The 26,909-nt window shown below is 60.4% G+C and carries 22 protein-coding genes; 16 read left to right on the top strand and 6 right to left on the bottom strand.

Translation table 11 applies throughout. From position 1 onward, the window contains the following. Positions 1–24 precede the first annotated feature (24 nt). The 3 genes from GOX88_RS06650 to GOX88_RS06640 all read right to left on the bottom strand — a co-directional run bounded on the left by GOX88_RS06650 (position 25) and on the right by GOX88_RS06640 (position 6,577). Positions 25–3,462, bottom strand: coding sequence for a pyruvate carboxylase (locus GOX88_RS06650; protein WP_170400412.1), 3,438 nt, complete (start codon positions 3,460–3,462; stop codon positions 25–27). A 124-nt stretch (positions 3,463–3,586) separates the two neighbouring features. Further along, entirely contained in the window at positions 3,587–4,744 is a 1,158-nt protein-coding gene (locus GOX88_RS06645) for an alpha-hydroxy acid oxidase (protein ID WP_170400411.1), read from the bottom strand. 39 nt (positions 4,745–4,783) lie between these two features. Beyond that, positions 4,784–6,577 carry a diguanylate cyclase gene (locus tag GOX88_RS06640; protein ID WP_170400410.1) on the bottom strand — a complete coding sequence of 598 codons (1,794 nt, stop codon included), beginning with the start codon at positions 6,575–6,577 and terminating at the stop codon, positions 4,784–4,786. Positions 6,578–6,756: 179 nt separating this feature from the next. Between GOX88_RS06640 and GOX88_RS06635 the strand changes: the two genes are divergently transcribed. Beyond that, positions 6,757–9,150, top strand: a complete 2,394-nt coding sequence (locus GOX88_RS06635) for an ATP-dependent helicase (protein WP_170400409.1) — start codon at positions 6,757–6,759, stop codon at positions 9,148–9,150. Here GOX88_RS06635 and GOX88_RS06630 read toward each other — a convergent pair. Beyond that, the gene (locus tag GOX88_RS06630) at positions 9,147–9,437 is read right to left on the bottom strand and encodes a DUF1330 domain-containing protein (protein ID WP_170400408.1); all 291 of its coding nucleotides are present in this window, start codon (positions 9,435–9,437) and stop codon (positions 9,147–9,149) included. The genes GOX88_RS06635 and GOX88_RS06630 overlap by 4 nt on opposite strands. A 375-nt stretch (positions 9,438–9,812) precedes the next feature. Continuing rightward, entirely contained in the window at positions 9,813–10,037 is a 225-nt protein-coding gene (locus GOX88_RS06625) for a DUF1127 domain-containing protein (RefSeq protein ID WP_170400407.1), read from the bottom strand. A gap of 905 nt (positions 10,038–10,942) precedes the next feature. Here GOX88_RS06625 and mraZ point away from each other — a divergent pair. The 9 genes from mraZ (at position 10,943) to GOX88_RS06580 (ending at position 20,625) form a co-directional block, all read left to right on the top strand. After that, complete coding sequence (mraZ, locus tag GOX88_RS06620; RefSeq protein ID WP_170400406.1) at positions 10,943–11,446, top strand: division/cell wall cluster transcriptional repressor MraZ; 504 nt, start codon at positions 10,943–10,945, stop codon at positions 11,444–11,446. Between the two features lie 4 nt (positions 11,447–11,450). Beyond that, positions 11,451–12,443 (top strand): 16S rRNA (cytosine(1402)-N(4))-methyltransferase RsmH, encoded by a 993-nt coding sequence (gene rsmH / locus GOX88_RS06615; RefSeq protein WP_170400405.1) that lies wholly within the window; start codon positions 11,451–11,453, stop codon positions 12,441–12,443. Next, the gene (gene ftsL / locus GOX88_RS06610) at positions 12,440–12,808 is read left to right on the top strand and encodes a cell division protein FtsL (protein ID WP_170400404.1); all 369 of its coding nucleotides are present in this window, start codon (positions 12,440–12,442) and stop codon (positions 12,806–12,808) included. The genes rsmH and ftsL overlap by 4 nt, the downstream gene beginning before the upstream one ends. Then, a complete protein-coding gene (locus tag GOX88_RS06605) occupies positions 12,805–14,592 on the top strand; it encodes a peptidoglycan D,D-transpeptidase FtsI family protein (RefSeq protein ID WP_170400403.1) in 1,788 nt (595 codons plus the stop codon). Before ftsL ends, GOX88_RS06605 begins: the two co-directional genes overlap by 4 nt. A gap of 22 nt (positions 14,593–14,614) precedes the next feature. After that, complete coding sequence (locus GOX88_RS06600; RefSeq protein ID WP_170400402.1) at positions 14,615–16,096, top strand: UDP-N-acetylmuramoyl-L-alanyl-D-glutamate--2,6-diaminopimelate ligase; 1,482 nt, start codon at positions 14,615–14,617, stop codon at positions 16,094–16,096. Beyond that, positions 16,093–17,487 (top strand): UDP-N-acetylmuramoyl-tripeptide--D-alanyl-D-alanine ligase, encoded by a 1,395-nt coding sequence (locus tag GOX88_RS06595; protein ID WP_170400401.1) that lies wholly within the window; start codon positions 16,093–16,095, stop codon positions 17,485–17,487. Before GOX88_RS06600 ends, GOX88_RS06595 begins: the two co-directional genes overlap by 4 nt. Before the next feature lie 24 nt (positions 17,488–17,511). Further along, positions 17,512–18,594, top strand: a complete 1,083-nt coding sequence (gene mraY, locus GOX88_RS06590) for a phospho-N-acetylmuramoyl-pentapeptide-transferase (protein ID WP_170325746.1) — start codon at positions 17,512–17,514, stop codon at positions 18,592–18,594. A 150-nt stretch (positions 18,595–18,744) separates the two neighbouring features. After that, positions 18,745–20,148, top strand: a complete 1,404-nt coding sequence (murD, locus tag GOX88_RS06585) for a UDP-N-acetylmuramoyl-L-alanine--D-glutamate ligase (protein ID WP_170400400.1) — start codon at positions 18,745–18,747, stop codon at positions 20,146–20,148. Between the two features lie 102 nt (positions 20,149–20,250). Beyond that, on the top strand, positions 20,251–20,625 hold the full coding sequence (locus GOX88_RS06580) for a glycine zipper family protein (RefSeq protein ID WP_254436166.1): 375 nt from the start codon (positions 20,251–20,253) through the stop codon (positions 20,623–20,625). Here GOX88_RS06580 and GOX88_RS06575 read toward each other — a convergent pair. After that, entirely contained in the window at positions 20,622–21,800 is a 1,179-nt protein-coding gene (locus GOX88_RS06575; protein ID WP_170400398.1) for an NAD(P)/FAD-dependent oxidoreductase, read from the bottom strand. The genes GOX88_RS06580 and GOX88_RS06575 overlap by 4 nt on opposite strands. Before the next feature lie 125 nt (positions 21,801–21,925). On the opposite strand from GOX88_RS06575, the gene GOX88_RS06570 reads away from it, so the two are divergent. From GOX88_RS06570 to GOX88_RS06545, 6 genes are all read left to right on the top strand, one after another. Continuing rightward, entirely contained in the window at positions 21,926–22,219 is a 294-nt protein-coding gene (locus GOX88_RS06570) for an antibiotic biosynthesis monooxygenase family protein (protein WP_170400397.1), read from the top strand. A 168-nt stretch (positions 22,220–22,387) separates the two neighbouring features. After that, positions 22,388–23,551, top strand: a complete 1,164-nt coding sequence (ftsW, locus tag GOX88_RS06565) for a putative lipid II flippase FtsW (RefSeq protein ID WP_170400396.1) — start codon at positions 22,388–22,390, stop codon at positions 23,549–23,551. Then, positions 23,551–24,648, top strand: coding sequence for a UDP-N-acetylglucosamine--N-acetylmuramyl-(pentapeptide) pyrophosphoryl-undecaprenol N-acetylglucosamine transferase (locus GOX88_RS06560; protein WP_170400395.1), 1,098 nt, complete (start codon positions 23,551–23,553; stop codon positions 24,646–24,648). Before ftsW ends, GOX88_RS06560 begins: the two co-directional genes overlap by 1 nt. After that, positions 24,645–26,048 (top strand): UDP-N-acetylmuramate--L-alanine ligase, encoded by a 1,404-nt coding sequence (gene murC, locus GOX88_RS06555; RefSeq protein WP_170400394.1) that lies wholly within the window; start codon positions 24,645–24,647, stop codon positions 26,046–26,048. The genes GOX88_RS06560 and murC overlap by 4 nt, the downstream gene beginning before the upstream one ends. Positions 26,049–26,403: 355 nt before the next feature. Further along, the gene (locus tag GOX88_RS06550; protein WP_367648058.1) at positions 26,404–26,637 is read left to right on the top strand and encodes a DUF2484 family protein; all 234 of its coding nucleotides are present in this window, start codon (positions 26,404–26,406) and stop codon (positions 26,635–26,637) included. Continuing rightward, positions 26,634–26,900, top strand: coding sequence for a DUF2484 family protein (locus tag GOX88_RS06545; protein WP_170400392.1), 267 nt, complete (start codon positions 26,634–26,636; stop codon positions 26,898–26,900). Before GOX88_RS06550 ends, GOX88_RS06545 begins: the two co-directional genes overlap by 4 nt. The last annotated feature ends 9 nt before the right edge of the window (positions 26,901–26,909 follow it).

Below are 26,909 nucleotides of genomic sequence, written 5' to 3'. Positions count from 1 at the left end.
TGTTAGTCCAGAAAGCTAAACTGGTTATTCCAGTTCGACCAGCAGGTCCTTTGCGTCAATTTGGCCGCCGGGTTGAACGTGGACGGCTTTGACGGTGGCGTCGCGTTCCGCGTGGATACCGGTCTCCATCTTCATCGCTTCGATGGTCAGCAGCATGTCGCCTTCTTTGACCTCCTGACCGGCTGTGACGGCGACAGTGGCCACAACGCCCGGCATCGGTGCACCCACGTGGTTGGCGTTGCCGGCTTCGGCCTTGGGACGGGCCTGGGTGGTTGAGGTCACCAGACGGTTCGGCACCCGGATCACGCGCGGTTGGCCGTTGAGTTCAAAGAAGACTTTGACCTCGCCGTTCTCATCCGTCTCACCAATGGCCTGACAGCGGATTTCCAGCGTCTTGCCGGGATCGATTTCGGCGGTGATCTCTTCGCCCGGGTCCATGCCATAGAAGAAGGTGCGTGTGGGCAGAGTGCGGACCGGGCCATAGACGCGGTGACGCCCCATGTAATCCAGGAACACCTTGGGATACATCAGGTAGCCGTTCAGATCTTCGTCATCGACCTCTTTGCCTTCCAGCTGCTTGGACAGGTCGGCGCGGGTGGCTTCCAGATCGACCGCAGGGACGTCCTTGCCGGGGCGATTCGTATTCGGGGCCTCGTCCTTCAACACCTTCTTGATGATGGTGTCAGGGAACCCGCCCGGAGGCTGGCCCAGGTTGCCGCGCATCATATCGACCACCGAGTCCGGGAAGGCCACATCGGTCGAGGGGCTTTCCACATCTTCGCGGGTCAGGCCCTGGCTGACCATCATCAGTGCCATGTCACCGACAACCTTGGACGACGGCGTCACTTTCACGATGTCACCGAACATCTGGTTAACGTCGGCATACATCTGCGCCACTTCGTGCCAGCGTTCTTCCAGACCCAATGAGCGCGCCTGCGCCTTGAGGTTGGTGAACTGACCGCCGGGCATTTCGTGCAGATAGACTTCGGATGCAGGGGCCTGCAGGCTGGATTCAAAGGCCGCGTATTGACCGCGGACGGCTTCGAAGTAATCGCTGATCTCGCGGATGGCCTTGATGTCCAGCCCGGTGTCACGCTCGGTGTGGCGCAGCGCCTCGACCACGGTGCCCAACGTCGCTTGGCTGGTGTTGCCCGAGAAGCTGTCCATCGCGCAATCCACCGCGTCCACGCCAGCCTCAGAGGCGGCCAGAATGGTCGCGCTGGCGATACCGGCTGTGTCATGCGTGTGGAAGTGGATCGGCAGACCGACCTCTTCCTTCAGCGCGCGGATCAGGATTTTGGCCGAGGCCGGTTTCAGCAGACCCGCCATGTCCTTCAGGCCCAGAATATGGGCACCTGCATCGCGCAGCTCTTTCGCCATGCCGACATAATATTTCAGGTCATATTTCGAGCGATCCGGGTCCAGAATGTCGCCGGTATAACAAACAGTGCCTTCGCAAATTTTGCCGTTCTCGATCACCGCGTCCATGGCGACGCGCATGTTCTCGACCCAGTTGAGCGAGTCGAATACGCGGAACACGTCGATGCCTTTGGACGCCTGGCGCACGAACTCCTGCACCACGTTGTCCGGGTAGTTGGTATAGCCAACGCCGTTTGCGCCACGTAGCAGCATCTGGGTCATCAGGTTCGGCATCGCCTCGCGCAGGTCGCGCAGACGTTGCCACGGGCATTCCTGCAAGAAGCGATAGGCCACATCGAAAGTCGCGCCGCCCCAGCATTCGACCGAGAACAGCTGCGGCAGGTTGGCGGCATAGGTCGGTGCCACCTTGATCATGTCGATCGAGCGCATCCGGGTCGCCAGCAGCGACTGGTGACCATCCCGCATGGTGGTGTCGGTGATCAGCAACTGACGCTGCGCCTTCATCCAGTCGGCGACCGCCTGCGGGCCTTTCTGCTCCAGCAGGTTGCGGGTGCCCATTTGGGGCTCACCCTTCAGCGCGGGGGCCTTGGCCTCTTTCAGGTCGGCGCGGGGTTCCGGGCGGTCCTTGGTTTCGGGATGCCCGTTCACGGTGATATCCGCGATATAGGTCAGAACCTTGGTGCCCCGGTCACGGCGACGCTTGAAGGTGAACAGGTCCGGCGTCGTGTCGATAAACTTGGTGGTGTACTCGTTCGACAGGAAGGTCGGATGCTTCAGCAGGTTGATGACAAAGTCGATATTGGTGCTGACACCGCGAATACGGAATTCACGCAGCGCGCGGTCCATCCGCGCGATCGCAGCCTCGGGCGTCGGTGCCTTGGCGGTAACCTTGGTCAGCAGCGAGTCATAATACCGCGTGATGACGCCGCCCGCATAGGCGGTGCCACCGTCCAGACGGATGCCCATACCGGTGGCCGAGCGATAGGCGGTAATACGGCCATAGTCAGGGATGAAGTTGTTCTGCGGGTCCTCGGTGGTGATCCGGGTCTGCAATGCGTGGCCGTTCAGATGCACATCGGCCTGGCTGGCGGCACCTGTGGCCTCGGCCAGGGTTTTGCCCTCGGCGATCAGGATCTGCGCCTGCACGATGTCGATGCCGGTGACTTCTTCGGTGACGGTGTGTTCCACCTGCACGCGCGGGTTCACTTCGATGAAGTAGAACTTGCCGGTTTCCATATCCATCAGGAATTCGACGGTGCCCGCGCATTCATAGTTCACATGGGCGCAGATTTTGCGGCCCAGCTCACAAATTTCGGCACGCTGTTCTTCGGACAGATACGGGGCAGGGGCGCGTTCGACAACTTTCTGGTTCCGGCGCTGGACCGAACAGTCGCGTTCGTAGAGGTGATAAATCTCACCATGCTTGTCGCCGAGGATCTGAACCTCAACGTGGCGGGCACGGATGATCATCTTTTCCAGATAGCCCTCGCCGTTGCCGAATGCGGCTTCAGCCTCACGACGGCCTTCCAGAACTTTCTCTTCCAGCTCGTCTTCCGAGTGGATCGGGCGCATACCGCGTCCTCCACCGCCCCATGAGGCCTTGAGCATCAGCGGGTAGCCGATCTCTTTGGCCTCGGCCCGGATCGCGTCCATGTCATCGCCCAGCACTTCGGTCGCCGGGATTACCGGGACATCCGCCGCGATGGCCACGCGACGTGCACTGGCTTTGTCGCCCAGGGCGCGCATGGTTTCCGCCTTGGGGCCGATGAAGGTGATGCCGTTCTGCACGCAGGCATCTACGAAATCGGGGTTTTCAGACAGCAGGCCATAGCCCGGGTGGATCGCATCCGCGCCGCATTCCTTAGCTACGCGGATGATCTCGTCAATGCTCAGATAAGCAGCAACCGGTCCCATGCCTTCGCCGATGCGATACGCTTCGTCCGCCTTGAAACGATGCAAGCCAAGCTTGTCTTCTTCGGCGAACACCGCGACGGTGCGTTTGCCCATCTCGTTCGCTGCGCGCATCACGCGAATGGCAATCTCGCCGCGATTGGCGATCAGGATCTTGTTGAAGTCGGTCATATCAGGTCCCGGTCTTAGAGGTTTGGCCGTGTTATTAGGCGGACAATACGCGCTCGTATATCAGTCCTTCTGGGTAGAACCGGCATGTTATCGCTCGCAAACGCCGCCTTTTGGCGTGATTGTCTTACACACGCTGCGCTGCAGCATCAATATTTGTGATCACCGAACGAATTTCCCGCAGGTTTGAAAGGCCCATTTGGCCCATATTGGCGATCATGTCCTGTCGCAGGATGTCGATGACATGCGCGGGGCCTTTTGCGCCCAAGGCGCTGAGACCATACAGGAATCCGCGCCCGAGCATGACAAAATCCGCGCCCAGTGCCAGTGCGCGCAGGATGTCCAGACCGCCTTCTATGCCGCCGTCGAAGATCAGCGGCATACTTGTCGCCTCTCGGATCAGTGGTAGCACATTGATACTTGCAGGGGCTCCGTCAAACTGGCGTCCACCGTGATTCGAGACCCAAATGGCATCAACGCCGGCCTGTTGCAGCCGCTCGGCGTCCTCGGCCCGCATCACGCCTTTTACGATAAATGGCCCCTCCCAAGCGTCACGCAGCCATTTGACATACTCCATGTCGGGCGAGGTACGCAGCAGGTAACCCACATGGGCGGTCGGTGGCAGAGCGCTGTCCCCGTCAATATACTTGTCCAGCGTCCGCATCCTGGGCATCCCGTTTTGGGCCATGCCCAAAGCCCAGGCCGGACGCAGGGCAATCTGGGCCAGCAGGCGCGGGGTTAGTCGCGGAGGATTGGTCAAGCCGGATCGTGTTTGCCGTTCACGGCGTGAGGCGACCGGAACGTCAACGGTCAGCACGAGGGTCGAGAATCCCGCCGATCTGGCACGATTCAGCATGTCGGTGCGAATGTCCGGGTCTTTCGGTGGGTACAGCTGAAACCAGGCGTTCTGCCCCAGATGGGGGGCCAGATCCTCGGGGCTTTGGCTGGCGACCGTTGAGAGCGTATAGGGCAGGCCCGCCTTGGCCGCAGCATGTGCCAGCAGCCTTTCTGCGTCCGGCCAGACCAAGCCGGCCATCCCGATAGGCGCAATACCAAAGGGCAAGGGAAAATCCTGTCCCAGAAAACGCGTGCCGGTATCGCATTCAATCGGGCCATGCAGGATCGAGGGCAGAAACTGCACCTGATCCAGCGCGGTTCGGTTTCGGTGCAGCGTGGTCTCGGTGCCAGTGCCGCTTGCCAGAAACTCCCAGACGAAAAACGGAATCCTGCGCTTTGCGCGGCGCTTCAGGTCGGCAATGCCGGGGAATGAGCTGTGCAGGTCCATATGGATTGATCCAACCTGCCGGGCGATTCTGCAAGGTTTTCAGGCGGCTGAAGCCGGAGGCTCGGGTTTGCGCGGACGTTTGCGCTGTGCTTTTGCCACCGTTGAGGTGGCCGATTTTGCACCGTTGGCGACCTGCACCTGATTGCGGCCCTTGTCTTTGGCCATGTACAGGGCGTCATCCGCCGCGCGCATCAGGTCTTGAGGCATTGTGCCATGTGCCGGGTAGTGGGCGACGCCCACAGAGATCGTGATGCGCGGCAGGGATTTCTCACCATACCGGACCGAGACAGCCTCGACCGCCTGCCGTAATTGCTCGGCCCGTGTCATGGCATCGTCGGGCGTGTTGTCCGGCAGGATCAGCATGAACTCCTCACCTCCGATGCGGCAGGCAACCTCATCCCGGTCACAGCCCTGTTCCAGAGCCGATCCGACCGCGCGCAGCACCATGTCTCCGGCGTCATGCCCATGGGTGTCGTTGAACTTCTTGAAATGGTCGACATCCACGGCAATCAAGCTCAGAGATGCACCGGTCTGTTGGCTGCGGCTGATGGATTTGCGCAGCATTTCCGTCATGTGGCGACGGTTGAAAAGTCCTGTCAGCGGGTCGCGCACCGACTGGTCATGCAGTTGATCACGCATCCGGACATTCGCAATCGCCATGCTGATCTGTTCGGCGCAAAGCTGGGCCAGCTTCTTGCTGGAATGAAACACCTCATCACAACCCTCATGCGCCCGCAGATGCAAAAGACCAACCGTTTCCCCGTGCGCCAGAATAGGAAAGCAGAAATAGGGCCGCCCGTCATGCGGCTCGGCATGTTCACAGACAAAGTCGATCTCGGATGCACCGTATTCATAAGTGCGCCCCCGGCGCAGACCCCAGCACCCTTCCGGGTGGATATGCGCCTTGTGCGTGCCGCCATTCCAGCTGGCGCAGCCATCCAGTACATCGCGTGAATTGGAATAGACATACACGCTGCCCTCAGCCTCGGGCAGGATGTGCGTCATGAAGCGCGAGACCATATCAAACAGCTCGTCCAATGACCGGCTGGATTGCAGCCATTCGTTCAACTCGCCCAGCAAGCGGACCTCGCGCGCAAGGCGCAGTTGGTCGTCCATCAGCTCGCGCTCTTTGGCGGCGCGGCCCCGCAGGCTGCGCACCTGCCGCCGGTTCGCGCGGAAAATGACCAGCGTCACCACCGACAAGGCAAGCAGGGCGACGCCGCTGAGCACGGTCAGCAACAACCGGACTCGATTGATGAACAGATTCCGAACCTGCGTGATGTCCGAGTAAAACTCGATCGCGCCGATAAAACGCCCTTCGCGGATGACAGGGGTATAAATCTCGGCCACATGGCGGGTTTGCGGGCCGCTGACCTCAAGCATATTGCCGTCCAAATTGTCGACTTCGGTCAGAGGGTTTTCTTCGTGTTTGTATACAATGTTGCCCCGGCCCAGCACGTCGCTGAAGTAGGCGTCGCTGTTGACCGTACCCACCTCCGATGGGCGGGTTGACCACAGGACGCGCCCCGCATCGTTAAAGAGTTTGAACCGGTAGATATCCGAGGTCGCGGGCAGCAATTCCAGAAACTCTTCATCGTGGGCGTCCAGCGCGCCGGTGCGAAAGGTGGCGTCAACGTCTTCAAGGTGCGAGACCACCTGCCGGTTCATTTGTGTTGCGGCGTGGCGCAGGTCGGATTCGAGCATCCTGTCGACCACCGGCGCGGGAATCGCGTAGATTCCCCAGCCTGACAGGGCAGTCAGTCCGCCCATGGTCAGAAAGATGCCGGCAAGTTTCAGGCGGGACATCATGCCCGATCCTTCAGTGTTTTTCATGATCCGCGCTCCCACAGCTTTGAACTCAGCATCGGATGCAAGCTTTGACAGTGGGTTAACGCAGGCGCGGCACACCCAAGCGTATTGGTTAGAATTGGCGGGAAATGGAGTAAAAAACTGTGCGAACAAGGGGTGAACAAACTCTTTCCCTCGGCGCGCATCCGGCGTAGTTTGGGGGCATGAGCAGTTTCGACGAAATGGACGCCTTTGAGGGCGCATCGCTGTCACAGCGGGCTATGGCCGCGCGGCCTACGCCTTATCTGGACGAACTGAACCCGGCCCAACGCGACGCGGTGGAGCGGCTGGACGGTCCGGTCTTGATGCTGGCCGGGGCGGGGACGGGTAAGACCAAGGCCCTGACCGCGCGTATCGCGCATCTGCTGAGCACCGGACGGGCGCGCCCGAACGAGATTTTGTCAGTGACCTTTACCAACAAGGCTGCGCGCGAGATGAAAGAGCGTGTAGGTCGCTTGCTCGGCCAACCGGCCGAGGGGATGCCATGGCTGGGCACATTCCACTCGATCTGTGTCAAGCTGCTGCGCCGCCACGCGGAATTGGTCGATCTGAAATCGAACTTCACCATTCTGGATACGGACGATCAGCTGCGTCTGCTCAAGCAGTTGATTCAGGCCGCCAATATCGACGACAAACGCTGGCCCGCGCGGATGCTGTCCGGAATCATCGATGATTGGAAAAACCGGGCGCTGACGCCCGACAAGGTGCCCGCGGCGGATGCCGGGGCCTATAACAACAAGGGTATTGAGCTTTACGCGCAATACCAGACCCGCCTGCGCGAACTGAACGCGGTGGATTTCGGTGACCTGCTGCTGCACATGGTCACGATTTTCCAGACCCATCAGGACGTTCTGGAGCAATACCAACGCTGGTTCCGCTATATTCTGGTGGACGAGTATCAGGATACCAACGTTGCCCAGTACCTGTGGCTGCGGCTGTTGGCCGGGGCGCATAAGAACATCTGTTGTGTGGGCGATGACGACCAGTCGATCTATGGCTGGCGTGGGGCCGAAGTGGGCAACATCCTGCGGTTTGAAAAGGACTTTCCCGGCGCGTATGTGGTGCGGCTGGAGCAGAACTACCGCTCGACCCCGCATATTCTGGCCGCCGCGTCGAATGTCATCCGCGGCAATGAAAGCCGCTTGGGCAAAGAGCTGTGGACCGACGCGGAAGACGGCGAAAAGGTTCGCCTGATCGGCCATTGGGATGGCGAGGAAGAGGCTCGCTGGATCGGCGAGGAAATCGACGCGATGCAGGGCGGCACGCGCGGCGTGCGGCCAATCGGACTGGATGAGATCGCGATACTGGTCCGTGCCTCCCACCAAATGCGCGCGTTCGAAGATCGGTTCCTGACCATCGGTCTGCCCTACAAGGTGATCGGTGGTCCGCGGTTCTATGAGCGGATGGAGATCCGCGATGCTATGGCCTATTTCCGGCTGGTGGTCAGCCCGGGCGACGATCTGGCGTTTGAGCGGATCGTGAATACGCCGAAGCGCGGTTTGGGCGATAAGGCGCAGCAGACGATTCAGATGACGGCACGAGAGAATGGCGTGTCACTGATCGATGGGGCGCGGATTGCGGTTGATAATGGGTTGATCAAGGGCAAAGGCGGCAAAGCCCTGCGCGAGTTGATCGACGGGCTGGCCCGATGGAATGCGATGACGCGCGGACCGCGTATCGAGGTGGAAGACGACTCGGTGATTGATGACGGTGCCCCGGTGCGGTTCGGAGAGCCCGAGGTGTCGCATATCGAACTGGCGCAGATCATTCTGGACGAATCCGGCTATACCGCCCACTGGCAGAACGAAAAAACCCCCGAGGCTCCGGGGAGGTTGGAAAACCTCAAGGAACTGGTCAATCAACTGGACAACTTTGAGAACCTTCAGGGTTTCTTGGAACATGTCAGCCTGGTCATGGATAATGAGCAAGAGGGCGACGGGGCCAAGGTCTCGATCATGACACTGCACGCGGCCAAGGGGCTGGAGTTTCCTGCGGTCTTCCTGCCGGGGTGGGAAGACGGCCTGTTCCCGTCGCAACGGTCGATGGACGAATCGGGGCTCAAGGGGCTCGAGGAAGAGCGGCGGCTAGCCTATGTCGGCATCACCCGCGCGGAAGAGATCTGCACGATTTCTTTCGCCGCGAACAGGAGGGTGTTTGGGCAGTGGCAGAACGCGATGCCGTCGCGATTCATCGACGAACTGCCCGAGGATCATGTGGAGGTGCTGACGCCGCCGGGCCTGTATGGCGGTGGGCAACCTGCGGCGGGTATCGAGACCCGCGCGGCCGAGGCGAATGTCTACAACTCGCCCGGCTGGAAGCGGATGCAGGCGCGGCAGGGGCAATATGGTACGTCGCAGCCGCGCGAGAGCCGTAACACGGTGATCGATGCCACTGCGCTGGCCAGTTTCACGCTGGGCGAGCGCGTGTTTCACCAGAAATTCGGCTATGGCGCGGTGATTGGGATCGAAGGCGATAAGGTCGAGGTCGATTTCGACAAGGCGGGCACGAAAAAGGTGGTCTCGCGGTTTTTGTCGGCCAAGGACGATGTGCCGTTCTAAAGCCCTTCGACCAGAGCCATATTCGTCGTCGCAGTCCGTTGCCGGATTTCGGCCAGTTTGATGTAGTCAGGGTCGTCCTTCCAGGCCTTTGCCGCCTCGAGAGAGGGAAACTCCATCAGGACGATTCCGTTTTCGGCCCAGGTGCCTTCGATCACGTCGACGGGTTTGGATGAAACTGTCAGCAAGCGACCGCCGTGGCGGTCAAAGATCGGCATGAAGCCCTCTAGGTACGCTTGATATCCCTCGGGGTCGTGAATGGAAATCTGCGCGATGAAATAGGCGGCCATTGGGAACTCCTCACAACGTGTTCGAGCTTCCATTCTACCTGCAGGTCCAAAAAACAAAAACGGCGGTTCCCAGGGAGGAGGAGGGGAACCGCCGTTCTTTTCAACACCAGAGCAGGGAGGAGGAGAGCCCTGATGTATCCGAACCCGGGTGTGATCCCGGTATGAGGAAGACGCGGCAACGTCAGGGAGGAGGAGAGACGTTGCCGCGCGCTTTCAACACCGGGAAAGGGAGGAGGAGTACCCGGTGTGTCAGTGTCCGGCGTTCAGGGCCGGTATAAGGTGCGGCAACATCAGGGAGGAGGAGAGATGTCGCCGCAGAAATACAGGTCCAAAAGGGAGGAGGAAGGACCTGATCTCGGTTATGTCATTGCGCGCTTAGTGCGCGGTGTATTCTTCGGCCGCTTGCTGTGCCAGGCGGCGGATCATCGAGCGGTGCAGGCCCAGATCGGCCAGTTCGCGGTTCGACAGCTCGGACAGTTCGTTGACTGTCTGGCTGTAGACGCGATACCGAACGAACCGCGTTTTGACGGCATCGATCAGCGAAGCCAGGACAGTTGCTGGTGCGCCCTTGATTGCGCTCTGATGTGTTGCTGCAGCCATCTGCGTATCCCGATAGTTCTTGTCGTTGCCGGTGTGGCCCGGCGTTTGCTTGAGATTGAAAATAGGTAAATGCTGCGATTGCACAATAGCCCGCGTCGTCAATGCCGCTATGCAGCAATTGCATAGTTATCAATGCGTTGGGTACCTGATTGTCCAAAGGCCTTTAAAGTAAGGGTTTTGCGACCTTATTCACGACCTTTGTATGTTGTTGCGCGGTGCGGTGCGTGTGTGGCTGCTTCCCCTTTGTGCGCCTTCTGATGAAATTTGTGCGTTTTGAGATTGCCGAAAGGTGATGAGGCCAGTTGGTGGAATTTCCCGTGTATGGGAAATCATGGGCGCAGGGTGGGGTGGTTTGGATTTATGGCCTTAAATCACGTCGGCCTGAGTGATTCGCGGGGTTTTCAGCAGGAAACGGTGCATGAAATCGAAAATTCCTGGGTGAATGAAAATTTTTTTGGGAATTCATGGGACCTAATGGAGTTCAGGCGTTTCGTCTACATATTGTGTCTCAATCTTGAGTGATATCCGATTGTGGTGTGTTTTTCTCGATTTCCTTTTGTTTTTAGTTTGGATATGTTGTGAGTCCATTTGTGAATCAGTGAAATTTCCTGTTGATTTCCATGAATTCCCATGGCATCCCTAATACATCCGATGAGGACGAGGCACATGGGGCGCCAAACGACCCCGAAACAATAAAAACAGGTTTCATACAGGCATCTCGCTTTCATCACTCAAGAGATCCGGCGCGCGGGCGAGCAGACATCCCCCCAGGTGGCGCGCGCAGCTGGACATCCCGCACAGCGGGTCAATGCGGCGGGTTGATCAGTGGCAGCAGATCAACCCGCCGTTTTTCATCCGGGGGGACGTGAGATTTAGGTGGGGCGCAAGCGAAAGGGACAATCGTCTTGGCGCGCAGGTTTAGAGGTGAAAGCCACCACAAGGTGGATACGAAGGGCAGGGTGTCAATCCCGGCCTCGTTTCGCCGTGTGCTTGAGGCCTCTGACCCCAACTGGCAGCCCGGTGACACGCCTGAACTGGTGATTGTCTATGGCGACCACCGCCGCAAGTTCCTAGAATGCTATACCATGCAGGCGATCGAAGAGGTCGACGATAAGATTGATGCGTTGCCGCGCGGCTCGATGCAGCGGAAGATGCTGCAACGCATGTTCCATGGTCAGTCCTTCCCGACAACGGTGGATGAGACGGGGCGTCTGGTGCTGCCTGCCAAGCTGCGCAAGAAGATCGGGCTTGAGGCCGAGGCATTCTTTATTGCCGCTGGTGATACTTTCCAGATCTGGAAGCCTGAAACCTACGAATCCGAAGAATTGGCGGCCGCTGAGGAATGGCTGGACGAACAGCCCGAGGACTTTGATCCTCTGGTGTACCTAGACGGCGCCGGGGACGCGTAGCGGCATGGCCGGCGCTGAAACCCCTTCCGATAAACCTCATATCCCTGTTCTGTTGCGTCCCTTGCTGGCCGCGGTGGCGCCGGTGTCCGGGGTCTGGCTTGATGGCACGTTTGGTGCGGGCGGCTATACGCGCGGGTTGCTGGAGGCCGGGGCGGACAAGGTCATCGGCGTGGACCGCGATCCGCTGGCCTTCGATATGGCTGCCGACTGGGCAAGTGATTATGGCGACCGGCTGGTGATGCAGCCCGGTGTGTTCTCGCGCATGGATGAATACGCGCAGGATCTGGACGGCGTGGTGCTGGACCTCGGTGTATCTTCGATGCAGCTGGATCAGGCCGAGCGTGGCTTTTCCTTCATGAAGGATGGCCCGCTGGACATGCGGATGAGTCAAGACGGCGAAAGCGCTGCTGACCTGGTGAACACGGCGACCGAAGCGCAACTGGCGGATATCCTGTTCCATTACGGTGAGGAACGTGCCAGCCGCCGGATCGCTAAAGCCATCGTCAAAGCGCGGGCGGAGGAACCGATCACCACGACCTTGCGTCTGGTCGAGATCATCGAATCCTGCCTGCCGCGCCCCAAACCGGGTCAGTCGCACCCTGCGACGCGCAGCTTTCAGGGGCTGCGCATTGCAGTGAATGCGGAATATGAAGAGTTGTTTCAGGGTTTGATGGCTGCCGAGCGGGCTTTGAAACCCGGCGGGCAACTGGCCGTTGTGACGTTTCATTCCATCGAAGACCGCATGGTCAAACGGTTTTTTCAATCTCGGGCTGGCAAAACGGGCCGAGCCAACCGCTATGCGCCCGAGGTGGAACAGGAACTGCCGCAATTCACGCTCAAGACCCGCAAGGCTGTGGGTCCGGATGAGCAGGAGTTGCAGGAAAACCCGCGCGCGCGCTCGGCCAAGCTGCGCGTCGCCATTCGAACCGATGCCCCGGCGGGGGAAATTGATGCCCGCGCCATCGGAATGCCGCAACTTGGGGGAAGGGCGAAATGAAGAGTGTTTTGTATGTGTTGACCGCTCTGGCCGTGTTCGGACTGGCGCTTTGGGCGTATCAGGAGAATTACCGCACCCAGCAGGTGGCGAAGGAAACGCAGAAACTTCAGCGTGAGATCGGCATGGCGCAGGTGCGGCTGGCCGTTCTGAATGCGGAATGGGCCTACCTGAACCGACCCGACCGGCTGCGCGAACTGGCTGACCTGAATTTTGAACGTCTGGGCCTGCTGCCGCTGCGGGCCGAGCAATTTGGCCGCGCCGATCAGATTTCATATGCCGAGGACCCGGATCTGCCCATCGTCGATCCGATCGAGTTGCAGGCCATCACGAATATTCAGGCGTTGGGCGAGGTGCAGATCCCATGACCCGCACGCCCCTGCGCCCTCTGGCCCGAGTCCTCGACGCGCGCGCCCGGGGCGAGAACCCCAAGGCGATTGAGCGCGAGAACATCCGTCAGCGCCACGAAGACATGAAAGACCGCGCCCGCGCCCGTGCCGAGGGGCGTTTGCTGGTTCTGGGCCTGTTTTTCTTCTGCGCCTTCTCGGTGGTTGGCGTCCGCATGGGCATGTTGGCCACATCCGAGGCGCAAGAACCACTGGCCAGCGCGCCCGGTGCCGCGATTGCCATGCAGCGGGCCAATATCGTGGACCGTGAAGGGCGCATTCTGGCGACCAATTTGGACACTTATTCCGTTTACGCTCAGCCGCCTCTGATGATTGATCCGGTTGCCGCCGCTGATCAACTGGTGGCGATCTTCCCCGATTTGGACAAAGAGCGGCTGGTTAAGGACTTCACCGGCAACCGCAAGTTCCTGTGGATCAAGAAACGTATCTCGCCCGAACAGAAACAGGCGGTGCATGATATCGGCGATCCCGGCATCCTGTTCGGCCCGCGTGAGATGCGACTGTACCCGAACGGGCGTCTGGCCGCGCATATCTTGGGTGGATCCGGCTTTGGTCGTGAGGGTGTCAGTGCCGCCGAGGTGATCGGTGTTGCGGGAGTGGAAAAACAGTTCGACGACTACCTGCGTGATCCGGCCAACGGCAATAAACCGTTGCAACTCTCGCTGGACCTGACCGTTCAGGCGGCGGTCGAGCAGGTGCTGTACGGCGGTATGAAGATCATGAACGCCAAGGGCGCCTCGGCTGTCTTGATGAACGCGCATACGGGTGAGGTCGTTTCGGCCGCCTCGTTGCCGTCTTTTGACCCCAACGATCGCCCGCGTCCGCCTACCTCGGGCTTTGATCCATCCGATAGCCCGCTGTTCAACCGCTATGTGCAGGGCGTGTATGAGCTGGGCTCGGTTTTCAAAATCTTCACCGCGGCGCAGGCCGTGCAGCTGGGGCTGGTGAACTCCGAGACGATTATCGACACCTCCGGCCCGATGCGGATCGGACGTTTCCCGATTGGTGAGTTTAACGGCAAGAACTACGGCAAGATCAGTGTGGCGGATGTGATCGTCCACAGCTCGAACCGGGGTACGGGGCGGCTGGCGCTGCAGATCGGTGCAAAACGGCAGCAGAACTTCTTGAAATCGCTGGGCATGTTCGACCCGACCCCGTTCGAGATTGTCGAGGCGAAAGGTGGTGAACCGCTCAAACCCAGGAAATGGGGCGAACTGAGCACGGTGACCATTTCTTATGGCCACGGGCTGTCGACAAGCCCGATGCACCTTGCCGCTGGCTATGCAGCGATTGCCAATGGCGGGCACTATGTCAGCCCGACCATCCTGCGCAAGAACGGTCCTCAGTACGGTCCGCGTGTGTTGTCTGAAAACGCGGCCACGCAGGCGCAGAGAATGCTTCGCAAAGTGGTGACAGACGGCACGGCCAGCTTTGGCGACGTCGCCGGTTATGATGTGGCTGGCAAGACCGGCACCGCGGACAAGCCAAAGCCGCGCGGCGGCTACTACGATGACAAGGTGATCGCGACCTTTGCGACGATCTTTCCGGCTTATGATCCCAAATACGTGCTGATTGTCACGCTGGATGAACCGTCCATCGTGGCCTATGGCGAAAAGCGCCGCACGGCGGGCTGGACGGCGGTTCCTGTGGCCGCGGAACTGATCGGTCGCATTGCCCCGTTGCTGGGCCTGCGTCCCCGGCTTGAGCCTGAGGCACGCGCTGCTATAACCCTGACCTCAAATTAGGCTGTCCAACAAAAGGTGGGTCATGGGCACAAGGACGAAAACACTCAGCCAACTGGCCCTGACTGCTCGGGGTGGTGCTAACCCCGACATTACCGGGCTGGCCGTTGACAGCCGCGAGGTCAAGGATGGCTACCTGTTTGCCGCCCTTCCCGGTACCCGCGTTCATGGCGGAGAGTTCATCCAGTTCGCCCTGCGCATGGGCGCCGCGGCGATTCTGACCGATGCCGAAGGGGCCGAGATCGCAGCTGAAGAACTGGCAGCATCAGACGCGGCATTGATCGTGGTTGAAGACCCGCGTCAGGCGTTGGCGGGATGCGCTGCGCTGTGGTTTGGCGCTCAACCGCAGACGATTGTGGCTGTAACCGGAACCAACGGCAAAACCTCGGTCTCGACCTTTGTGCGCCAGATCTGGATGGAGCTTGGGCACGCGGCGGTAAACCTCGGCACCACAGGTGTTGAGGGCGCATGGACCGCACCGCTGGCACACACCACGCCCGAGCCGATTACCCTGCATCGTTGCCTGGCCGAAGCAGCCGAGAATGGCGTGACCCATGCGGCGATGGAGGCATCTTCGCACGGGTTGGAACAGCGCCGTTTAGATGGTGTGCATCTGGCCGCTGCCGGGTTTTCGAACTTCACGCAGGATCATCTGGATTATCACGAAACGTTCGAGGCTTATTTCGCCGCCAAGGCCGGGCTGTTCGATCGGGTCCTGCCGCAGGACGGCACCGTGGTTGTCAATATGAACGACCCGAAAGGCGCCGAGGTCCGCAAGATTGCTGAGGCGCGCGGGCAGTCGGTTCTGACCGTCGGATCAGCCGATGCCGATCTTTGCCTGACGAACCAGCGTTTCGATTCCACCGGACAGGACCTGCGTTTTTCCTGGCAAGGCAAGGTGTTCCAGAGCCGTCTGAATCTGATCGGAGGGTTTCAGGCCGAGAATATCCTGCTTGCCTGCGGTCTGGTCATTGCTGCTGGTGAAGAGCCCGAGCGCGTATTCGAAACCCTGCCGCATCTGACAACCGTGCGGGGGCGTATGCAATTGGCCGCCACGCGCGAAAATGGTGCTGCGGTTTTTGTCGACTACGCGCACACCCCGGATGCTGTGGCAACGGCGCTCAAGGCGATGCGCCCGCATGTCATGGGCCGTCTGATTGCCATCGTTGGCGCGGGCGGGGACCGCGACGCCACCAAGCGCCCGCTGATGGGGCAGGCCGCCACTGAAAACGCCGACGTTGTCTTTGTCACCGATGACAATCCGCGCAGCGAAGATCCGGCCTCTATCCGCGCCGCTGTTTTACTGGGCGCGCCGGAGGCCACAGAAGTCGGCGACCGGGCCGAGGCCATCTTGCGCGGCATCGATGCTTTGCAACCGGGTGATGCCTTGTTGATTGCAGGGAAGGGTCATGAGACCGGTCAGATCGTCGGCGATCAGGTTCTGCCCTTCGACGATGTGGAACAGGCCAGCATCAGCGTCGCCGCGCTGGACGGGAGGGTGGCATGACGCTCTGGACCGCGGCCGAGGCTGCTGAGGCTACCGGTGGGCGCGCCACCAACGATTGGGTGGTGAACGGCGTGTCGATCGACACCAGAACCCTCCAGCCCGGAGACCTGTTTGTGGCGCTCAAAGCCGCGCGGGACGGACATAATTTTGTGGCGCAGGCGTTGGAAAAAGGGGCGGGCGCGGCGTTGGTGTCCCGCATCCCCGAAGGCGTATCTGAAGACGCGCCGCTGTTGATCGTTGATGACGTGCAGGCCGGGCTTGAGGCGCTTGGGCAGGCAGGTCGCGCCCGGACGGGCGCACGCGTCGTGGGGGTTACCGGTAGTGTCGGCAAAACCTCGACCAAGGAAATGCTGGCCACCATTCTGGAAACGCAGGGAAAAACCCATGCCAGCGTGGCCAGTTACAACAACCATTGGGGGGTGCCGCTGACACTGGCACGGATGCCGCGCGACACTGAGTTTGCAGTGATCGAGATCGGTATGAACCATCCCGGAGAGATTGCTCCGCTGGCGCGGCAGGCCCGCCCTCATGTGGCGTTGGTGACGACCGTGGCGGCAGTGCATCTTGAGGCCTTCGAGTCGGTTGCAGGCATTGCCCATGAAAAGGCCGCGATCTTCGAAGGGCTTGAACCCGGCGGCGCGGCTATCGTGAATGCCGATATTGATCACGCCGACATCCTGCGCCAGACCGCGCAGGAACATGGGGCCGGGATCGTGGATTTTGGTCGCAAGGCTGTGGACTACAACCTGACCGACGTGACGCAAAGCGCTGACTCGGTTCATGCCGGGGCGACCGTCGGCGACGCTGTCATCACATATTATGTGCAGTCGGCAGGGACGCATTTTGCCATGAACGCGCTGGGTGCACTGGCGGCTTGTGTTGAGATGGGTGTCGACCTGGATGAGGCCATCGCCGGGCTGGGTCAATGGTCTCCGGTCAAAGGGCGGGGCGTGCGGGAAACGCTGCCTTTGGCGACGGGCGGGCAAATCGAGTTGCTGGACGACAGCTACAATGCCAACCCAACCTCGATGGAGGCCGCGCTGGATGTGCTGGCCGCGTCGCAAGGCGCCCGTCGGATCGCGTTTCTGGGCGATATGAAAGAGTTGGGCGCGCAGGAAATTGCCATGCACGCCGGAATGGCCGAAGTCGCGGCGATGACGCGTGTGGATCAGGTTCATTGCATCGGGCCGCTGATGAAAGCGTTGCATGAAGCGCTGCCCGAGGAAAAACGCGGGCTGTGGAGCGAGACCAGCGCCGAAATGGCCGAGCGCCTGCCGGAGTTGATCCGTGCGGGGGATACGGTGCTGGCCAAGGGCTCGCTTAGCATGGCGCTGGCTCAGATTGTTGACGGTTTGCGGAAAATGGGGCAAGGGAGCGCGCTTGACCCATGATCGCCGCCTAGGAAAGGTATTGTAATGCTCTATTGGTTGACCGCCCTGTCGGATGGAGGGGATTTCTTTAACCTCTTCCGCTACATCACATTCCGTGCGGGCGGGGCCTTTCTGACGGCGCTGATCTTTGGCTTTATTTTCGGTAAACCGCTGATCAATGTGCTGCGTCGCAAACAGGGCAAGGGGCAGCCGATCCGGGATGATGGCCCTGAGGGGCATTTTTCCAAGGCCGGAACGCCGACCATGGGCGGCTTGCTGATCGTAGGGGCGCTGGTGACCTCGACGCTGGTCTGGGCGCGTTGGGACAACCCCTATGTCTGGATGGTACTTTTCGTGACATTGGCCTACGCGGCGATTGGTTTTGCGGATGATTACGCCAAGGTTTCGAAACAGAATACCAAGGGCGTATCGGGCAAAATGCGGCTGGCGCTGGGGGTAATAATTGCGGTTTTGGCCTCGCTCTGGGCGACCTTGCACCATCCCGAAGCACTGCAGTACCAATTGGCGGTGCCGGTGTTCAAGGATACGCTGGTCAATCTGGGGATGTTCTACATTCCGTTCTCGATCGTGGTCATCGTCGGGGCGGCCAACGCGGTGAACCTGACCGATGGTCTGGACGGTTTGGCGATCATGCCGGCCATGATTGCGGCGACGACCCTAGGGGTGATTGCCTACGCGGTCGGCCGGGTCGACTTTACCGAATATCTGGACGTGCATTACGTGCCGGGAACCGGTGAAATCCTGATCTTTACAGCCGCTTTGTTCGGAGGTGGGTTGGGCTTTTTGTGGTACAACGCCCCACCAGCAGCCGTATTCATGGGCGATACCGGGTCGTTGGCTTTGGGCGGTGCGCTGGGCGCGATTGCGGTAGCGACCAAGCACGAGCTGGTTCTGGCCGTGGTCGGTGGCCTGTTCGTGGTCGAGGCGCTGAGTGTGATCATCCAGGTCCTGTATTTCAAACGCACGGGACGCCGGGTGTTCCTGATGGCGCCGATCCACCACCATTATGAGAAAAAGGGTTGGGCTGAGCCGACCATCGTGATCCGGTTCTGGATCATCTCGCTGATCCTCGCGATGATCGGTTTGGCAACTTTGAAGGTCCGGTAACGCTCCCGCCAGGTTCGGCGGACCTGCGGTCCACCTGCCACCTGTTGGGCCCGGCTCGCGCTGATGCGCGAGCCTTTTGCCGCTCTTGCCATCGGTGATTTCTTCTGCGCAGTGTGGCGGCCAATTCGACGTCAGAGGAAGGTGGGCGGCATGATCCCGGTCAAAGGGTTTTCAGGGCAGAAGGTTGCGGTTCTGGGGCTTGGCCGATCGGGTCTTGCAACAGCGCGCGCGTTGCGGGCGGGCAAGGCCGAACCGGTGTGCTGGGATGACAACCCGGCCGCGCGTGAAAAGGCCGAGGCCGAGGGGTTTACCTGCCTTGACCTGCACCGCCACGGGGCGTTTGACGACATCGCCTCGTTGATCGTTTCGCCGGGTATCCCGCATCTGTATCCCGAACCGAACCCGGTTGTAGCTGCGGCGCTTGCGGCAGGGGTGCCGGTGGATAACGATATCGGGCTGTTCTTTCAGTCTTTTGCGGGTCCGGAATGGAGCAATTTTGACGCCCCTCCGCGTGTGATCGCGGTGACCGGGTCGAACGGCAAATCGACCACGGCCGCCCTGATCCACCACATCCTGATTGAAGCTGGTCGCGAGGCGCAGTTGGCGGGGAATATCGGGCGTGGGGTGCTGGATATCGAACCGGGCGGGGATGGCTCGGTCGTGGTGCTGGAGTTGAGCAGTTTTCAGACTGAGCTTGCCCGGTCGTTGACGCCGGATGTGGCGGTATTCACCAACCTGTCGCCGGATCATCTGGATCGACACGGCGGGATGGGAGGATATTTTGCAGCCAAAAGGCGCCTGTTTGCCGAAGGTGGCCCGGATCGTGCTGTGATCGGAATTGACGAAAAGGAAGGCGCGTTTTTGGCGGGGCAACTGGCCGAGGGGGCAGCGGATGATCGCGTGATCCGTGTCTCGGTGGCGCGCAAACTGACGGGGCCGGGTTGGCAGGTTTTTGCGCGCAAGGGGTTCCTGTCGGAGTACCGCAAGGGGCGGCAGGCCGGGTCGATCGATCTGCGCCAGATCAAGGGCCTGCCCGGCGCGCATAACCACCAGAATGCATGTGCGGCCTATGCCGCGTGCCGCGCGCTGGGGCTGGCACCGCGCGTGATCGAGGACGCGCTGCACAGCTATCCCGGATTGCCGCATCGCAGCCAGATCATAGCCGAGGCGGGCGGTGTGACCTATGTGAACGATTCCAAGGCAACCAACGTGGACAGTGCGCTGAAGGCATTGTCGGCGTTCAAGAAGATCCGGTGGATCTGTGGGGGGCTTGAGAAAGAAGGTGGTCTGGCGGCATTGAACGGCGCGGTGGACCAGGTTCTCAAAGCCTATGTGATCGGGCGCGAGGCGGCCGGTTTCGCCATGCAGCTTGAGGCTGAGGCGCAGGTCTGCACCACCATGGAAGAGGCCGTAGCGCAAGCCATGTCGGACTCCCAACCAGGTGAGACCGTGCTGTTGGCTCCGGCGGCGGCCAGTTTTGACCAATATGACAACTTCGAACAGCGCGGAGACGACTTTACCGAACAGGTGCTGAAGCGGCTGGCAGGCCAGTAATTTGCAATAGACCGCCGGTTGGGCCAAGCTGCGGTGCTATCAGCTTGACGCGCCAAGACAATTACGTTTGGCTCCGGGCAAATTCAACACGAGGTTATGACTATGCCATACCGTAAGCTTTCTTTAATCCTGCCTGCCATTCTGGTTGTGGGTGCCTGTGCAAATACCGGCGCAGGTTATCAGCCGGTTGTCGACGGTCCGGTCGGTCCGAACTACAACTTTGATCTGCAGCAATGTCAGCAGCTTGCCGCGTCACAGGCCAGCGTGGATGGGTCCACCGCTGGTAATGCGGCAATTGGTGCAGCGGGTGCTGCTGCGACGACGGCGATTATTCAGGACAGCAGTGACAACCTGGGTCGCGCGGCGGCGGCGGGTGCGCTTATCGGCGCTGGCGCAGATGTCTATGCGAAGAACCAGAACAAAGAAGTCATCGTGCGCAACTGTATGCGCGGTCGCGGCTACAACGTCGTAGGCTAACGGCCCGTGATTGCACTTCCTGCGGCGTGGCCCGAGGACCACGCCCACTGGAAATTGTAGCCGCCCAGCCAGCCGGTGACATCCACCGCTTCACCAATCGCATAGAGGCCGGGGACATCCCTGGCCTCCATCGTTTTTGACGACAAGTCATCCGTATCGATCCCGCCCAGCGTGACCTCGGCGGTGCGATAGCCTTCGGTGCCCGACGGCGTCAGGTGCCAGTTGGACAAGGCCGAGATCAGCTCGGTCAGCGCGGTGTCGGACTGGTCGGCCAGATTACCCTGCATCGGGAAGTGTTGGCTCAGATAATCCACCAACCGCGCGGGCAGGTGACGTGCCAGTTCCGTTGTCAGCGCCTTGCGGCCACTGCTTTGCCGTTGTTCGCGCAGCAGGTCGAACAGGGGCAGATCGGGGATCAGGTTGACGCGGATCGCCTCACCCTCGTGCCAGTAGGAGGACAGTTGCAGCACCGATGGCCCGCTGAGGCCGCGATGGGTGAACAGCAGTGCCTCGTCAAAACTGGTGCGGTCGTTTGACAGGCGCGCGGGTAGGGAAACGCCTGAGAGGTCCTTGAACTTTCCATCCGAAAACGTGAACGGCACCAGTGCCGCGCGTGTCTCGGTCATCCGCAAGCCGAACTGTTTTGCGATGTCATAGGCCAACCCGGTTGCGCCCATCTTGGGGATCGACTTGCCCCCCGTGGCCAGCACCAGATTGGTGCAGCTCAGGCTGAGGCGCTGTCCCTCGCGGTCAACCTCCAGCGCGAACCCCTCTTCGGTCTTGCGCAGGCCTTTCACCTCGGTTCGCACCCACAGCTCGGCCCTTGCGCGCTCCATCTCGGCCAGCAGCATCTGGATGACCTGTTTCGAGGACCCGTCGCAGAACAACTGCCCCAGTGTTTTCTCATGCCACGTGATGTCGTGGCGCCCGACCAGATCGACGAAATCCCACTGCGTGTAACGTGCCAGCGCGGATTTGCAGAAATGCGGGTTCTGCGACAGGAAATTGGCAGGCCCCGCATACATATTGGTAAAGTTGCAGCGCCCACCGCCCGAGATACGGATTTTCTCACCCGGAGCCTTCGCGTGGTCGATCACCAGAACCTGCCCGCCGCAATGGGCGGCGCACATCATACCGGCGGCACCGGCCCCAAGGATGATCGTGTCATAGGTCATGCGCAGCGCATGGCGTGAAATGGCTGGGATGGCAAGTGGAAGCCTTCTCAACGGATGTGCGGGCTTTGTGATAAAGTCCAACCATAAGGAGCTGAAATCCGACCAGCGCATAGGAGGGCGCCCCGATGATCATGCGAGTATTTCAAGTCACAGTTCGCCCCGGAAAAGAGGCTGAGTTTTCAAAGTTCTTCCACGAAACCGCGATCCCTTTGATGCAAAACACCGATGGCATCGTTCAGGTTCTGCCGGGTGCTGCGCGGTCGGACACACCGCGCGAGTTCAGCTTTGTGATGGTTTGGAGCAGCTTGGACGCACTGAAAGCCTTTGTCGGTGACGATTATCAAAGCCCGCACATTGATCCGGCCGAGGCTGAATTGGTCGAATCCAGAACGATCAAACACTACGATCTTGTTGCCTAAGGGATCCGAAACTGAGGGTGTGGCGCCTTGAATTCAAACCGTTGGCCTTAGGGCGCTAATTTCCGCAGCTGGCCCGTCATTTCCCTAGCCCAAACGCCAAAATCGCTGTAGTCTCTCAATCAGACCCCGAAAACGGGGCGTTAACGAGGCAGATAGTGGCGGTATCTCATGACTGAGATGGTGTATGGCGCGGTCCAGGACCAGCGCGGCGAACCGATTCTACCAAAGTGGTGGCGAACAATTGACCGCTGGACGATGTCCTGCGTTCTGATTCTGTTTGTTATCGGGCTTTTGTTGGGGCTGGCCTCATCGCCACCGCTGGCTGGTCGTAACGGGTTTGATCCGTTCCACTATGTCGAGCGTCAGGCGCTGTTCGGCGGATTGGCGCTGATTGCGATGCTACTAACCTCGATGATGTCGCCGACGCTGGTGCGGCGTCTGGCGGTGCTGGGCTTTCTGGGTGCATTCGTGGCGCTGGCCTTTCTGCCGGTCTTCGGGACCGATTTCGGCAAGGGTGCGGTGCGCTGGTATTCACTGGGCTTTGCATCGCTGCAGCCGTCCGAGTTTCTGAAGCCCGGCTTTGTGGTCGTGGCCGCATGGTTGCTGGCAGCCTCGCAGGAGATCAATGGCCCTCCGGGGCGGTTGTGGTCCTTTGCACTGTGCATGGCCATCGTGGGGATGCTGGTGCTGCAGCCCGATTTCGGTCAGGCCTGTCTGATCCTGTTCGGTTGGGGCGTGATGTATTTCGTCGCCGGCGCGCCGATGCTGCTGCTGGTGGGTATGGCCGGAGCGGTGGTTCTGGGCGGAATGCTGGCTTATTCGAACTCGGAGCATTTTGCTCGCCGGATTGATGGCTTCCTGAACCAAGAGGTCGATCCGACCACTCAGATCGGTTACGCCACCAACGCAATTCGCGAGGGCGGCCTGTTCGGCGTGGGCGTGGGCGAAGGGCAGGTGAAGTGGTCTCTGCCCGATGCGCATACGGATTTCATCATCGCCGTCGCGGCCGAAGAATTCGGCCTGATCCTGGTGCTGATCATCATTGCTCTGTACTCGATCATCGTGGTGCGCTCGTTGCTGCGGCTGATGAAGGAACGCGACATGTTCATCCGTCTGGCGGGCACTGGTTTGGCCTGCATGTTCGGTGTGCAGGCGATGATCAACATGGGCGTCGCGGTGCGCCTGTTGCCTGCCAAGGGCATGACGCTGCCCTTTGTCAGCTACGGCGGTTCGTCGCTGATTGCAGGCGGCATCGCGGTTGGTATGCTGTTGGCTTTCACCAGAACCCGCCCACAGGGCGAGCTTGGCGATATTCTGCGCGGACGAGGTTGATGACCAAACCCTACCTACTGATTGCGGCGGGCGGCACCGGGGGCCACATGTTCCCGGCGCAGGCCCTGACCGAGGCGATGCTGCAAAAGGGCTGGCGTGTGCGCCTGTCCACGGATGCGCGCGGCGCGCGCTATACCAGCGGCTTTCCGCATTCGACCGAGATTGTCGAGGCATCCTCGGCCACCTTTGCCCGTGGTGGTCTGGCGGCGAAAGCGCTGGTGGGACCGAAGATTGCCGCTGGCGTGAGTGGCATGGCCGTTCAGATGATGCGCGACCGCCCGGATGTGGTGGTGGGCTTTGGCGGTTACCCGTCGATCCCGGCGTTGGGCGCGGCGACGATGCTGAAAATCCCGCGCATGATCCACGAACAGAACGGCATTCTGGGTCGGGTGAACCAACTGTTCGCAACCCGCGTATCTCAAGTGGCCTGCGGTATCTGGCCCACTGATCTGCCCGAGGGCGCAAAGGGCGTGCATACCGGCAACCCGGTTCGCGCCGCCGTGCTCGAGCGTGCTGCGGCTGGGTATATTCCGCCCGGCGATTACCCGATGTCGATCCTTGTGATGGGCGGATCGCAGGGCGCGCGCATCCTTAGCGAAGTGGTGCCGGACGCGATAGCTGCGCTGCCTGATGCGCTGCGCGATCATATCCGCGTCGCCCATCAGGCCCGAGATGAGGACGCAGAGCGGGTCACCGCCTTTTACGCCGATCACGGCATTCGGGCTGAGGTCAAACCGTTCTTTCAGGACGTCCCGCGGCGTATGTCTGACGCGCAGCTGGTCATCAGCCGTTCGGGCGCGTCCAGCGTCGCCGATATCTCGGTGATAGGGCGGCCTTCGATCCTGATCCCCTTCGCTGCCGCCGCTGGCGACCACCAAACCGCCAACGCGCGTGGGTTGGTTCAGGCCGGTGGGGCGATCATGATCCCGGAAAACCTGCTTGACGTTTCCGTGCTGACCGAGCAAATCACCGCAGTTCTGACAAACCCCGAAGCCGCACAAAAGATGGCCCATGCCGCCCTCTCGACCGGCGCGCCGGATGCGACCGAGCGTCTGGTGCACCTTGTCGAAGACCTGGCGCAGAAGGAGACCGCATGAATCCTGCAACCAAACTGCCGCAAGACGTAGGTCCGATCCACTTCGTAGGGATCGGTGGGATCGGGATGTCAGGGATTGCCGAGGTGCTGCTGAACCTGGGTTACAGGGTGCAGGGGTCGGACCTGAAGGCATCCAAGATCACCGATCGTCTGGCCGGTTTGGGGGCTGAGATTTTTGTCGGTCAGCGTGCTGAAAATCTGGAGAACGCGGCCGTTGTGGTGGTGTCGACTGCGATCAAACCTGGCAACCCGGAGCTGGACGGCGCCCGCGCGCAGGGTCTGCCGGTGGTACGCCGTGCGGATATGCTGGCCGAACTGATGCGGTTGAAATCTAATATCGCCATCGCCGGGACTCACGGTAAGACCACCACCACCACGATGATGGCCGAGCTGATGGTGGCGGGCGATTTCGACCCGACCGTGATCAATGGCGGTATCATTCACGCCTACGGCTCGAACGCGCGGATGGGGCAGGGCGAATGGATGGTGGTCGAGGCCGACGAATCCGACGGCTCGTTCAACCGTCTGCCCGCGACCATTGCCATCGTCACCAATATCGACCCCGAGCATATGGAACATTGGGGCGACTTCGACAGGTTGCGCGACGGGTTCTACGAGTTCGTCTCGAACCTGCCGTTCTATGGCCTTGCCGTGTGCTGCACCGACCATGCCGAAGTGCAGACGCTGGTGGGCCGCATCACCGATCGCCGCGTGCGCACTTATGGCTTTAACGCACAAGCCGATGTGCGGGCGGTGAACCTGACCTACAAGGGCGGCGTGGCCCATTTCGACATTCACCTGCAATACGAAGACACGGTGATTGAGGGCTGCACCCTGCCGATGCCGGGGGATCACAACGTTTCGAACGCGCTGTCGGCGGCTGCGGTGGCGCGTCATCTGGGTATGAAAGCCTCGGAAATTCGCGATGCGCTGGCCAATTTTGGCGGCGTCAACCGCCGCTTTACCAAGGTGGGTGAAGTGGATGGCATCACCATCATCGACGATTACGGCCACCACCCGGTTGAAATCAACGCCGTGCTGAAAGCCGCGCGTCAGGCGACCGAGGGGCGCGTCATCGCCGTGCACCAGCCGCACCGCTATTCCCGCCTGTCCAACCTGTTCGACGATTTCTGCACCTGTTTCAACGATGCAGACGTGGTGGCCATCGCCGATATCTTTGCCGCCGGGGAAGACCCGATCGAGGGCGCATCCCGCGATGATCTGGTGCAGGGCCTGATCCGCCACGGCCACCGCCATGCGCGCGCCTTGCTGGATGAAAACGATCTGGAACGCCTGGTCCGCGAACAGGCCCGCCCCGGTGACATGGTCGTGTGTCTGGGCGCTGGCACGATCAGCACCTGGGCCAATGGTTTGCCCGACAGGCTTCAAACGGGTGCATAGTGAGTTACTTCTTCTGTTTGAGTTTCGTATTCGGGCTAATCATGGGCGTAGTCCCAAACTACGTTTTCTGGGGTGCTACTGCAGGGGCTGCAGGCGCCATCACACGGGAGTTGTTCTTTGAGACGCCAAGCGAGGCCGCAGGGATGCTCTATACGCTCAAGACGCTCTGGCCTTTCGCTGCGATTGGTTGGCTTTGTGGCCGATGGGTTCGCCGAAAACTTACGGCATTGGCTTAGAGGAAATTGTAAGCGGTGATCAAAAAAGCAAACCGTTTGACGCAATGGACTTTTGGGCGGCGCAACTTTAAGGTGTAGCGTCGCAACGTCCTTGGAAGGGGCAACAGGTGTTATCAGTTGTGTTCGCATCCCTATGGGTCGTGGCCGCGACGGTCGTGGCCATGCTGCCGATGCGGCTGCAGTTTCCTCCGGGCATTGTGCTGCTGATCTCTGCGCCCGTGCTGATCGTCTGGCTGGGGTATGACTATGGCTGGTTCCTTTCAGTACTGGCCTTCGCCGGTTTTGCATCCATGTTCCGCAAACCGATCCAGTACTACTGGCGTCGCTGGACGGGCAGAGGGGTCGAGGAATGAACTGGTCCATCGCCCTGGCAGCCCTGTGGGGGATTGCCGCAAACGTGCTGGCGATGCTTCCCAGCAAAGACAATCACTGGACGCGCGCTTACATCCTGATCGCGGTAGGTATCCCGATATTGGGCTATGTCACCTTGCAGAACGGCCCGTGGATCGGGTTGCTGGTTCTGGCGATGGGCATGTCGGTGCTGCGCTGGCCGATAATTTACCTGACCCGTTGGACAAAGGCGAAAATGCAGGGCATGAAGGCGACCAACAAGTAACGACCGCTT

The sequence above is a fragment of the Ruegeria arenilitoris genome (genome assembly GCF_013030985.1).
In the GTDB taxonomy this organism is placed as follows: domain Bacteria; phylum Pseudomonadota; class Alphaproteobacteria; order Rhodobacterales; family Rhodobacteraceae; genus Ruegeria; species Ruegeria arenilitoris_B.
The sequence above is the reverse complement of the archived record's forward strand: the minus strand, read 5'-3'. Positions and strand labels throughout refer to the sequence as shown.